Source organism: Bartonella bacilliformis KC583 (assembly GCF_000015445.1).
Classification (GTDB): domain Bacteria; phylum Pseudomonadota; class Alphaproteobacteria; order Rhizobiales; family Rhizobiaceae; genus Bartonella; species Bartonella bacilliformis.
This window is the reverse complement of sequence record NC_008783.1, coordinates 345,907-358,724: the sequence shown is the minus strand read 5'-3', so window position 1 is coordinate 358,724 and position 12,818 is coordinate 345,907. Positions and strand designations below refer to the sequence as shown.

11 protein-coding genes are annotated in these 12,818 nt (G+C 37.3%); 7 read left to right on the top strand and 4 right to left on the bottom strand.

All coding sequences use genetic code 11. The features are described 5' to 3' along the window. Positions 1-279 precede the first annotated feature (279 nt). The 4 genes from secA to prmC all read left to right on the top strand — a co-directional run bounded on the left by secA (position 280) and on the right by prmC (position 5,569). Positions 280-3,012, top strand: coding sequence for a preprotein translocase subunit SecA (gene secA, locus BARBAKC583_RS01730; protein ID WP_005766323.1), 2,733 nt, complete (start codon positions 280-282; stop codon positions 3,010-3,012). Positions 3,013-3,025: 13 nt separating this feature from the next. Then, a complete protein-coding gene (locus tag BARBAKC583_RS01725) occupies positions 3,026-3,442 on the top strand; it encodes a Fur family transcriptional regulator (protein ID WP_005766321.1) in 417 nt (138 codons plus the stop codon). A 184-nt stretch (positions 3,443-3,626) separates the two neighbouring features. After that, entirely contained in the window at positions 3,627-4,706 is a 1,080-nt protein-coding gene (gene prfA / locus BARBAKC583_RS01720; RefSeq protein WP_005766317.1) for a peptide chain release factor 1, read from the top strand. Continuing rightward, entirely contained in the window at positions 4,703-5,569 is an 867-nt protein-coding gene (gene prmC, locus BARBAKC583_RS01715) for a peptide chain release factor N(5)-glutamine methyltransferase (RefSeq protein ID WP_005766315.1), read from the top strand. Before prfA ends, prmC begins: the two co-directional genes overlap by 4 nt. Here the strand turns inward: prmC and nrdF are convergent. From nrdF to nrdH, 4 genes are read right to left on the bottom strand one after another with little or no spacing between them, the layout of a single operon-like run. Beyond that, the gene (gene nrdF / locus BARBAKC583_RS01710) at positions 5,566-6,540 is read right to left on the bottom strand and encodes a class 1b ribonucleoside-diphosphate reductase subunit beta (protein ID WP_005766313.1); all 975 of its coding nucleotides are present in this window, start codon (positions 6,538-6,540) and stop codon (positions 5,566-5,568) included. The genes prmC and nrdF overlap by 4 nt on opposite strands. 12 nt (positions 6,541-6,552) lie before the next feature. Beyond that, complete coding sequence (nrdE, locus tag BARBAKC583_RS01705; RefSeq protein WP_011807312.1) at positions 6,553-8,703, bottom strand: class 1b ribonucleoside-diphosphate reductase subunit alpha; 2,151 nt, start codon at positions 8,701-8,703, stop codon at positions 6,553-6,555. Further along, positions 8,691-9,083 (bottom strand): class Ib ribonucleoside-diphosphate reductase assembly flavoprotein NrdI, encoded by a 393-nt coding sequence (nrdI, locus tag BARBAKC583_RS01700; protein ID WP_005766309.1) that lies wholly within the window; start codon positions 9,081-9,083, stop codon positions 8,691-8,693. Before nrdI ends, nrdE begins: the two co-directional genes overlap by 13 nt. Then, the gene (gene nrdH / locus BARBAKC583_RS01695) at positions 9,083-9,307 is read right to left on the bottom strand and encodes a glutaredoxin-like protein NrdH (protein ID WP_005766307.1); all 225 of its coding nucleotides are present in this window, start codon (positions 9,305-9,307) and stop codon (positions 9,083-9,085) included. Before nrdH ends, nrdI begins: the two co-directional genes overlap by 1 nt. 720 nt (positions 9,308-10,027) lie before the next feature. Here nrdH and BARBAKC583_RS01690 point away from each other — a divergent pair. The 3 genes from BARBAKC583_RS01690 to BARBAKC583_RS01680 are packed head-to-tail and all read left to right on the top strand — an operon-like array spanning position 10,028 to position 12,609. Next, positions 10,028-10,753, top strand: coding sequence for an ABC transporter ATP-binding protein (locus BARBAKC583_RS01690; RefSeq protein ID WP_005766305.1), 726 nt, complete (start codon positions 10,028-10,030; stop codon positions 10,751-10,753). Positions 10,754-10,778: 25 nt separating this feature from the next. Next, a complete protein-coding gene (locus tag BARBAKC583_RS01685; protein ID WP_005766303.1) occupies positions 10,779-11,651 on the top strand; it encodes a metal ABC transporter permease in 873 nt (290 codons plus the stop codon). 10 nt (positions 11,652-11,661) lie between these two features. Beyond that, on the top strand, positions 11,662-12,609 hold the full coding sequence (locus BARBAKC583_RS01680; protein WP_005766301.1) for a metal ABC transporter solute-binding protein, Zn/Mn family: 948 nt from the start codon (positions 11,662-11,664) through the stop codon (positions 12,607-12,609). The last annotated feature ends 209 nt before the right edge of the window (positions 12,610-12,818 follow it).

Here is a 12,818-nt window from a genome sequence, read left to right as displayed (position 1 = left end):
ATATAAATCATATAGATAATGCCCAACATAGTAACTTAGAAGATGCTATTATTATACCCTAAATTATTCCATACTCTAATCAACCAGAAAGAATTACTAAAGTTGACACGATGCACTTAGCCCTTTATTTCTAACTAAAAATCAAAGTAAAAAGGCAACACACCGGAAAAGATGATGATATCGCTTCTAATCGTACAAAATACCTTAGAAAGCACAGAATATAGTTTAGCCTATGAAGCAACTAATAGCAGTGATAATAAATAAAAGAAAGGACCAGAGATGGTTAGTTTAAGCATCATTGCACGTAAACTCTTTGGATCAGCTCGTGAGAGTCGTATCAAAAGACTTCGCCAAAAAGCTTTACAAATTAGTGCTTTGGAAGAACACTTCCAAAAGTTAAGCGATGGAGAACTTTGTCAAAAAACCGATGAGTTTCGCCAGCGATTAACTGATGGAGAAACGATTGATTCGCTCTTACCAGAAGCCTTTGCAACTGTTCGTGAAGCAGCAAAGCGTGTTTATAACATGCGTCCTTTCGATGTACAGCTCATTGGTGGAATGGTTTTGCATAACAGAGGCATTGCTGAAATGCGTACTGGTGAAGGCAAAACATTAATGGCAACCCTACCAGTTTATCTCAATGCATTAGAAGGAAAAGGTGTTCATGTTGTTACAGTGAATGATTATCTCGCTAATCGTGATGCTGAAACAATGGGAAAGATCTACAGTTTTCTAGGTTTAACAACGGGTGTAATTTTGCATGATCTTGATACTAATGCCCGTCGAGCAGCTTACGCATGCGACATCACTTATGCGACCAATAATGAATTAGGTTTTGATTATCTGCGTGATAATATGACCTTTGACCGTAGTCAAATGGTCCAACGCGGACATCATTATGCAATTATCGATGAAGTTGATTCAATTCTCATCGATGAAGCCCGCACTCCGCTTATTATTTCCGGTCCTTTGGAGGATCGCACGGATTTCTATAATCTCGTTAATACATTTATTCCTAACCTCACACCAGAGGATTACGAAATAGATGAAAAACAAAAAACAACAACCTTTACCGAAATCGGTACCGAGAAAATTGAAAAAATGCTCGAACAAGCTGGGCATCTTAAAAATGATAGTCTCTACGATATCGAAAATGTTGCTATTGTTCACCACGTTAACAATGCCTTAAAAGCCCATAAGCTATTTGTCCGTGATAAAGATTACATTGTTCGCAATGGCGAAATCGTTATTATTGATGAATTTACAGGCCGTATGATGCCAGGACGGCGTTATTCTGAAGGTTTACACCAAGCGTTGGAAGCTAAAGAGCATGTCGCTATTCAACCAGAAAATCAAACATTAGCTTCTATCACTTTCCAAAATTATTTCCGTATGTATGAAAAGCTATCTGGTATGACCGGAACTGCTACAACAGAAGCGGAAGAATTTAGCAATATCTATGGTCTTGAAGTTGTTGAAATCCCTACAAATCTCCCAGTACAACGTCTTGATGAAGACGATGAAATTTATCGAACAACAGAAGAGAAATACCGTGCGATTGTGCGTGACATTCGTCAAGCACATGAAAAAGGACAGCCTATTCTTGTTGGCACAACTTCTATTGAAAAATCAGAGCAATTGGCAGAACGCTTGCGAAAAGAGGGTATTACTGATTTTAAAGTTTTAAATGCTCGCTACCACGAACAAGAAGCGTATATTGTTGCACAAGCTGGCGTGCCTGGAGCATTAACTATCGCAACGAACATGGCAGGCCGTGGAACCGACATACAGCTCGGTGGGAATATCGAGATGCGAATCCGACAAGAATTACAGGATATTCCTGAAGGATCAGAACGAACTGCTAAGATTGAAAAAATTAAGCAAGACGTTCAGAAACTTAAAGAAAAATCGTTAGCAGCTGGTGGTCTTTATGTCCTTGCTACTGAACGCCATGAAAGCCGTCGCATTGATAATCAGCTCCGTGGCCGCTCTGGCCGCCAAGGTGATCCTGGTCGCTCAAAATTCTTTCTCTCTCTTCAAGATGATCTTATGCGTATCTTCGGTTCTGACCGTATGGATAGTATATTGCAAAAACTTGGATTGAAAGAAAATGAAGCTATTATCCACCCATGGATCAATAAAGCGCTTGAAAAAGCCCAAAAAAAGGTCGAAGCACGAAATTTCGAAATTCGCAAAAATCTTTTAAAATATGACGATGTGATGAATGATCAGCGCAAAGTTATTTTTGAGCAGCGTATGGAAATCATGAATGCAGAAAATCTGACTGACATGATGATTGAAATGCGCAATGACGTCATCGAAGATCTGATAGAAACTCATATCCCGTCTGGAACATATTCTGAAAAATGGAATGCAAAAGCTCTACAAAGTGAACTGTCTCAATGCTTTAATCTTGAACTTCCGATAGAAGAGTGGGTTAAAGAAGATGGAATTGCTGAACAGCAAATCCTTGAGCGTATATTAGACGCTGTTACCAAATTTGAAAATGAACGCACTGAGCACTACAGTCCAGAAATGATGGTTTATTTCCATAAAGCTATATTACTCAAAACAATTGATATGCTGTGGCGTGAGCATCTAATTAATTTGGACCATTTACGCTCTGTCATTGGCTTTCGTGGTTATGCACAACGAGATCCACTTAATGAATACAAAACAGAAGCATTTGAACTCTTTCAAACTATGCTCAAAAATTTACGTAGAGATGTCGTTTCTAAACTGATGTCTTTCGAGATTGTTCAGCACCCTCTAGAATCAACAATGCCTCAAGAAATGTATGCTGAACATTCTACATCTCGTAATATAGACAAAAAAGATGGTATTTTATGGGCACAAATGCAGAACAACACTGAGGTCTCTGATCCGATAAAACGTGATCCTGGTGATTCGTCCACATGGGAAAAAGTGGGACGTAACGAGCTTTGTCCCTGCGGCTCAAGCAAAAAATACAAGCATTGCCATGGATCTTTCATCCCCAAAATGGACGGTTAAGTAGACAGTTAAAATGGATAAAAAGCAAAGTTATGAACAAACATTGCAGACTTCAGGCCTAAGAATAACGCGTCAAAGGCGCATTATCCTTGATATTTTGGCCTATACAGATGATCATCCCAATGCGTTTGAAATTTTTCAGCGCGCTAATAAAATAGATTCAAGTATTTCGCTATCCACTGTTTATCGCACAATGAAAATATTAGAATTAAATGGAACCATTCATCGCCATGCTTTTAATGGCGGTCCATCTCGTTTCGAGCAAGCAGATGGCGAGCACCATGATCATCTTATTGACATAGATACAGGACAAATTATTGAATTCCAGTCTGATATTATTGAAAATATACAAAAAGAGATTGCTCATTCTCTCGGCTATGACGTGATCCATCATCGTCTTGAACTTTATGGGAAAAAACGGAATTCCTAAATCGATGATTTTATATACATAACCAGGAAATTGCTCAATAAAAATTAAACCTTATGCAAATTCAACCTAAAAACTTTATAAGTTTTTATTGGCAAGAGCGTTTTTCTGCTTTATCAAGCTTCTATCATACAATGATATGACATTGTCGACTGCTCTATAATAATAGAATTAAATTAATATTGCCATGGTTTCTTTATCGCAAGACCGTATGAAGCAGATTGAAAAACGCTTCGAAATCATTGAAAGCCAAATGGCTCAAAATCCCAATGCTGAAACTTATGTAAAATTAGCTTCTGAATATGCAGAACTACAACAGATTGTCACTCCTATCCGAACATTAAACGCTCTTTATAAAGAAGTAACAGAGCTCGAGGCTATGGCCAACACAACACAAATAGATGCAGATATGTATGCCCTTGCTCAGGAAGAGCTCGTATTATTACGTCAAAAAATTGAACAGCTCGAGCAAGAAATCCAAATTCTTCTTTTACCCAAAGATATCGCTGATGAAAAAAGCGCTATCATTGAAATTCGAGCAGGAACTGGTGGATCAGAAGCTGCACTTTTTGCTGGTGATCTTTTTCGCATGTATGAACGCTATGCCAATGCTCATAAATGGAAAGTTGAAGTTGTTTCATTAAGTGATAGTGAAGTTGGTGGATATAAGGAAATTATTGCAACTATTTCAGGAAAAGGCGTATTTTCTAAACTTAAATTTGAATCAGGTGTTCACCGTGTACAACGCGTTCCTGAAACAGAAACAAGCGGACGTATCCATACATCAGCTGCTACCGTTGCAGTCCTGCCAGAAGCTGAAGAAATCGATATCGAAATTCGCCCAGAAGATATTCGCATCGACACAATGCGTGCCTCTGGTGCGGGTGGACAGCACGTCAATACAACAGATTCAGCTGTTCGTATTACTCATATTCCAACAGGAATTATGGTTGTACAAGCAGAAAAGTCACAACACCAAAACCGAGCACGTGCACTCCAAATTTTACGCTCACGCTTATTCGATATTGAACGACAAAAAGCAGAAAGTGAACGCTCAGCGTCCCGTAAAACTCAAGTTGGCTCCGGTGATCGGTCAGAACGTATTCGTACCTATAATTTTCCGCAAGGACGTGTCACTGACCATCGAATTAATCTTACTTTATATAAACTCGATCGTATCATGGAAGGAGATCTTGACGAGCTTATTAACCCGCTTATTTCTAATCACCAAACAGCCCTTCTGACTGAAATAAATGATAACGCATGAGCAATCATTCTCTTAATCATGCTATTCGGAAAACACGAGAAAAATTACAAAATCAAGGAATTTCTGAAGCTAATCTTGACACAAAACTTCTTGTTGAATGGGTAACAAGCACAAGCACTATTGATAGAATTCTCCAACCGGACATGTGCCTATCTTCTCAACAGATTGCACAATTAGAAGAAGCTATAAAACGGCGTATTTCTGGTGAACCTACTCATCGTATTATTGGAACACGAGAATTTTATGGCATATCATTCGCTTTATCTAAAGAAACTCTAGAACCGCGCCCTGATACAGAAATACTCATTGATCTTGTTTTGCCAATTCTCAAGAAAAAAGTAAAAAAATCAGGAAAAGCGACATTACTGGATATGGGAACAGGAACTGGTGCCATTGCTATTGCAATTCTTAAACAAGTGGTTCAAACTTGTGCCGTAGCGGTTGACATTGCAGAAGATGCTTTAAAAACAGCAACACAAAATGCAAAGAATGCAGATGTTTTACATCGCTTTACTCCCTTGCTTAGCAACTGGTTTAATACTGTTACAGGTCAATTTGATCTGATTATTTCTAATCCCCCCTATATTCCAGAAAAAGATATCCCAAACCTTGCAAAAGAAGTGCGCCAATATGACCCATTGCGCGCACTCATTGGCGGAAAAGATGGCCTTGATTTCTACCGAAAACTTGCTGATGAATCAGCAACTTATCTAAAAGAAGAAGGCTATATAGCTGTCGAAATTGGCTATTCTCAAAAAAAAGAAGTCTGCAATTTGTTTGAAAAAAATGGATTTAAATGTTTGAAAATACGCGATGATCTTAGCGGTATACCCCGCGCAATTCTCTTTTCATTAAATACTTAAAATTCCCAATCTTCATCTGTGGTTGCAACTGCTTTTCCAATAACATAAGAAGAGCCTGAACCTGAAAAAAAGTCGTGATTTTCATCAGAGTTAGGCGATAAAGCTGCCAAAATGGCAGGATTAACTCGACAAACTTCAGATGGGAAAAGGGACTCAAAACCCAAATTCATTAATGCCTTATTCGCATTATAATGAAGAAAGACCTTAACATCTTCTGTCAATCCAAGAGAATCATAGAGATCTTCTGTATACTTACATTCAATATTGTAAAGATCAAACAACATATTGAAGGTAAAATCCTTCATCTCTTGTTTTTGGGCTTCATTAAGTTTCGCAAATCCTAATTGAAATTTATAGCCAATATAATAACCATGTATGGCTTCATCACGAATAATAAGCCGAATTAAATCAGCTGTATTGGTTAGCTTAGCGCGACTTGACCAATACATAGGTAAATAAAAACCAGAATAGAATAAAAAGCTCTCCAGAAAGGTCGAGGCGATCTTTTTCTTTAGCGGATCATTCGCTTCATAATGCTCAAGAACTAACTTTGCCTTTTTCTGCAAATAAACATTCTCTTCTGACCATCTAAAAGCATCATCAACATCTACTGTCAAACATAAAGTCGAAAAAATCGAAGAATAAGAACGTGCATGCACTGCTTCCATGAAAGCAATATTTGTCAAAACAGCTTCCTCATGCTCCGTTACAGCATCAGCCATAAGCGAAACAGCTCCCACAGTATTTTGAACTGTATCAAGCAAAGTTAACCCTGTAAAAACACGGATCGTTAGCTTTTTTTCTTCCTCTGTTAGGCTTTCCCATGAAGGAATATCATTAGAAAGAGGAACTTTCTCAGGTAACCAAAAATTTCCCGTTAAACGATTCCAAACTTCAAGATCTTTTTCATCATGCAACCTATTCCAATTGACCGCGCGAACAACAGAATTTTTCGTTGTAATTTGTGTCATTATGGTCATCTCCTATAAGCTGCACGAAACACAGCCTTCAACTTCTGTTCCACTTAACGCCTTTTGCCGCAGCCGTATATAATAAATACTCTTTATGCCCTTTTTCCATGCATAAATTTGTGCACGATTAATATCACGCGTCGTCGCCGTATCAGGAAAAAACAAAGTTAATGAAAGACCTTGATCAACATGCTGTGTAGCTGCTGCATAAGTATCGATAATTTTTTCAGGACCAATCTCATAAGCATCCTGGTAAAAATTTAAATTTGTATTATCCATATAAGGAGCAGGATAATAAACACGTCCAATTTTACCCTCTTTGCGAATTTCAATTTTTGAGGCAATGGGATGGATAGAAGAAGTTGCGTGATTGATATAGGAAATCGACCCTGTAGGCGGTACAGCCTGAAGATTGCGATTATAAAGCCCATATTTGGCAATCAATTCCTTAAGTTTCTTCCAATCCCCTTGAGTTGGAATAAGTATATTATTACGCGCAAAAATCTCTTGTACAAGCAAAAATTGTGGCTTCCACTCTCTCTTAATATATTTTTCAAAAAAACAGCCATCTGCGTAAGCTGACTTTTCAAATCCTGCAAACTTTTCCTGACGTTCGCGTGCAATCAAATTAGAAGCGCGCAATGCATGATATGTTACTGTATAAAAATAGATATTGGTGAAATCAATCGCCTCTGGCGAGCCATAATAGATCTTTTCACGCGCTAAAAAACCATGCAAATTCATTTGCCCCAAGCCAATCGCATGACTTTCAGCATTCCCTTTTGCAATAGAAGGCACACAAGCAATATTACTCATATCAGAAACAGCCGTAAGAGCACGAACAGCTGTTTCCACAGTGCGACCAAAATCACTACTATCCATTGCTTTTGCAATATTCATTGACCCAAGATTACAGGAAATATCGCTTCCAACAGTACGATAACCCAAATCTGTTTCTAATTCACTTGCTTCATTTATTTGCAAAATTTCTGAACATAAATTGCTCATATTAATGCGTCCTGCTACAGGATTAGCGCGATTAGCTGTATCTTCAAACAAAATATACGGATAACCTGATTCAAATTGAATTTCTGCTAATGTCTGGAAAAAGACACGAGCACTTATTTTCTTTTTACGGATTTTTGGATTATCAACAAAAGACCGATAATGCTCTGTCAAAGAAATATCGCTAAAAGGTTTTCCTACAACACGCTCGATATCATAAGGTGAAAATAGATACATATCCTCATTATTACGTGCAAGTTCAAAAGTAATATCAGGAATAACGACACCAAGCGAAAGAGTTTTGATTCTTACTTTTTCATCAGCATTTTCACGCTTTGTATCCAAAAATTTCATAATATCTAAATGATGAGCATGCAGATAAACAGCACCAGCCCCCTGCCGTGCACCAAGCTGATTAGCATAAGAAAATGAATCTTCTAACAATTTCATTACGGGTAAAACACCCGATGACTGATTTTCTATTTGTTTGATTGGCGCCCCTGCTTCCCGCAAATTAGTTAGACAAAGTGCTACTCCCCCTCCACGCTTTGAAAGTTGCAAAGCTGAATTAACTGAACGACCAATCGATTCCATATTGTCTTCAACCCGCAATAAAAAACATGACACCAATTCGCCTCGTTGCTTTTTTCCTGCATTTAAAAATGTTGGTGTTGCAGGTTGAAACCGTCCTGTCATAATTTCATCTACGCAGCTCTCGGCAAAATCTTTATTTCCTTGTGCTAAGTATAAAGCGACAAGACAAACACGATCCTCATAACGCTCAAGATAGCGAGTTCCATCAAAAGTCTTTAGCGTGTAACTTGTATAATATTTAAATGCACCTAAAAAAGTAGGAAAACGAAACTTAAATGCGTAAGCGCGTTTAAAAAGCCTTTTGATAAAAGAAAAATCATAAAGCTCAAATAACGCCTTCTCATAATACCCTTCCTCTATCAGGTAATTTATTTTCTCCTTTAGATTATGGAAAAAAACCGTATTTTGATTAACATGCTGGAGAAAATACTGCCGTGCAGCACGTCGATCCATATCAAATTGAATATGACCATTTTCATCATAAAGATTAAGCATCGCATTCAGCGCATGATAGTCTGTGATTTGATCTGGCCTTTGCAGCCCTTTCGTACTTACTGTTTCCAAAACTTTTCTAATCCCTTTTTAACGCAAATAACATCTTCGTCAGTTCCACGCAGCTCAAAATTATAGAGACAGGGCACAGAACATTTTTCAGCGATGATTTTGCTTGCTAAACTATAATTACGACCGAAATTACGGTTCCCACCACCAATAACACCACGCATCAATTTGCGATTTTCAACCTCATTAAGGAAATGAATAACTGGCTTTGGAACAGCCTTCCTCCCCTCGCCATCTGCATAAGTAGGGACAACCAAAACATAAGGCTCATAAACTAGTGCAGATGATATCTTCTTATCAATTTTGAAAAACCGTTGACCAAGCTGAGAAACAAAATGTTCAGTATTACCCGTTGCACTCGAATAATAAACAATCAGCCCCATTAACCACAAAGACCATCAATCATATCTGGTCTAAAACCTGACCAATGATTCTCACCACACACGACTACAGGAACCTGACGATACCCCAAAGATTGCACAAAATTATAGGCTTGTTCATCACAAGAAATATCAACGATACGATAATCAACACCCTTAGCATCAAAGGCACGATAAGTAGCATTGCACTGAACACAAGACGGCTTGCTATAAATAGTAACAGGCATTCTCTTCAACTTTCATATTCTAAAAAATAACCAAAAAAAGAATTAACTCTTATGATTACAAAAATACTTAAGATCTAATCGATTACAGACACTTAAAAATGATAAAGATAAAAATCGTATGTAAAAATACGCGCAGTCACGCTTCGGTTAACAATAATACACAAACCTCTGAATACAACCTCAATCACTATCCCCCTCACGCAAATAATCAAAAATCATTGACACAAAATGAGCACATACCGGCATTTGACTCTCTTTTTATCGTTTTTTCAAAAACAAAACCCGATGAAAAAATACACTATCTTCACGGCTTCTCTTTAGTCCTTTGTTTTGATTTTTTGCATTCAAAACAGGCTTTAACTCACAAACAACGAACAAAACCCTCCAAAATAAACATTTTAGTAGAATTTTTATCCCGTATACCTACTCATACACTTTTCTGTTTGCTGTTATATCGTAGAAGCAATTTGGATCTCAAATAAGACACACTACACTCTTCAATGACTTGCATTTATTTGGAATCACAAATCATTCTGACACTATATATGGTATACATACATGATATAGCATGCAAGAAAAATTCAAATGCTATTTTTAATTTTCCACTATCTTACCATTGCCACACACAACTCCCTAAAAATACGAAAGGTAGAACACTTTATTGACAAATGTAACTATATAACATAACCTTTTATACATAATAACAAGATGGTATCCATGATGGACTTGCATTTCGACAATGTAACACTAAGCTATGCAAATAAAATAATAATTAAAGAGTTTTCAACAAAGATAGCTGCGCATTCATTAATTGCAATAACGGGTGATAACGGTTCTGGAAAATCTACACTCCTGAAAGCCATTGCTGGATTAATTAAACCGATCAGTGGAAAAATTGTAAAACCAACACAAAACCGTATTGCCTACCTTGCTCAGCAATGCGATATCGATCGAACGTTTCCAATTAATGTGGAAGCACTTATCAAAACAGGGTTATGGTCTTTTTGTGGATTATTAAAAAACCAACGTCCTTATCAATACAAAGTTCAAAATGCATTAGAAATGGTTGGCCTTACAGCGTTGGCTCACCGTTCACTTGATGAATTATCAAATGGACAATTACAACGGGCCCTTTTTGCGCGCATTATTGTGCAGGATTCTGATATTATATTACTCGATGAACCCTTTAACGGCGTAGATCTTAATACTCAAAAAGACCTCCTTGCACTCATTGCTCATTGGCACCAACAAGGCCGAACAATCCTCGTAGCACTGCATGATTCCTGCATGGTTCAAAAACATTTTCCTCAAATGATTCAGATTAATAAACAATGTGCTTGTTATGGAGAAACTATACAGTTCTTCAAAACCAACAATCATGATATCATGCAGCCCTTCTATACCCAGCTTTTTTCTTATCGTTCTACAGAATCTTACTATCAATGACTGTAATGAAATTGGATCATCATAAATGTATAGCCTTTTCTTTTCTCCTTTTATTGATTTCCAATTTATGCAAAATGCTTTAATAGCTTCAATTTTATTGACAATCAGCGCTTGCCCTATTGGTGTACTTTTAGTGCTGCGTGGTATGAGTTTAACGGGCGATGCCATATCTCACGCCATTCTTCCTGGTGTTGCTACCGCTTTTCTTTTTTTTGGACTCTCTCTCATACCCATGACGATCGGTGGTATCTTAGCTGGCCTCCTTGTTGCACTAGCAACTGCTTTGATTTCACGAAATAGTTTGCAAAAAGAAGATGCATCTATGGCAGTCTTCTATCTTATTGCGCTAGCAGCAGGCATCATTATTATTTCACTCAAAGGATCAATGATTGATCTGCTCCATCTTTTGTTTGGTTCAATATTAGCAATCGATGCACAAACTCTTTGGCTCATTGCCGCTATAACAATAATAACGGTGAGCAGTCTATGCATTTTCTGGCGCGCTTTTGTTATAGAAAGCCTTGATCCTTTGTTTTTTAGATCATTTTCTCCATTAGGAAAATATATACACATATTATTGCTTAAACTTATGGTGTTTAATTTGGTTGGTGGTTTCCAATCACTTGGAACATTATTGTCTATTGGGATTATGATGATCCCAGCTATCACAGCCCGTTTTTGGCTTTCACATCTAGGCCCTATTTGTGTACTTTCTGTTATTTTGGGAATAATTTCTAGCATATTTGGTCTATTAGTTTCTTTTCATATGTCACTTCCCTCTGGTCCTGCTATCATTATGGTTGCAGGATTTATGTATCTTCTTTCTTGCCTCATAAGCCCACGCGGCCTCATTGTAACGTGGTTCCCTCGCTTATTTTATTCTTCTCCTTTATTATAAGGCAATCATCATGAGAAAATTTGTTAAACCATTCATTCTGCTAGGTCTTCTTTCACTTTTTTCCTTATTCACATTTTCTGCTATTGCGCACGACAAGATAAAAGTTGTTGTAAGTTTTTCTATTCTCGCAGATTTAGTCAAAAATGTAGGAGGTGATCGTATTGTCATGACAACTCTTGTTGGTCGTAATGCCAATATTCACATGTATGAACCAACCCCTCGTGATGCAAAGGCTTTAAAAGACGCTCATATTATTTTTATCAATGGACTATATCTAGAAAATTTTATTCATCGACTAATCGCAGCAAATAGCACAAAAGCACCTCTGATTGTAGCCAGCGCTAACATTTTTCCTCTTCAGATCGAAAATCACACACATGATACAGAACACCATATGCATGATACAGGACATAATCATATGCACAGCGATGTTGATCCACATGCTTGGCAAACTATCCCTAACGTTAAAATTTATGTCAAAAATATTGCAACTGCCTTCTGTGAAATCGATCAACGATCATGTGACAGCTACAATAAGAATGCTAGCGCCTATATCCACAAACTGAATGCCGTACAAACAACCATCACAACACAAATTGCTGCCATTCCAGAAGATAAGCGTACGATTATTACATCTCATGATGCCTTTGGCTATTTTGCTCATGAATACGGTTTCACCATATTGGCTCCTGAAAGTGTTTCAACAGAGGTCGAAGTCACCGCAGCAGATGTCGCTAAATTAATCAAACAAATTAAAGCCAACAAAGCGTCTGCAATATTTATTGAAAATATCTCTAATCCCCGTTTAATAAAGCAAATTTCAAAAGAAACAGGCATTAAAATTGGTGGTACTCTCTATTCCGATGCATTATCAGAAAAAAATGGCCCCGCTGCTACTTATCTTGATATGATACAATACAATGTAAATACGATTATCAACTCAATAACAAAAGATTAAAACATGTATTATGATACGATTGGAATACCAATAATATCCTTAAAAGCAACATTTAAAATACATATCACAGAGGCCAAATAGAACCTAACTGAAGACAATAAACCCTACCACTACTACATTTAATCTAAATAAGGATACTATTATTTATCCTCTTGCTCATCCCTTATAACTCTTCTTTTCGTATTATTAGTGTGTAATTACATTTGTTG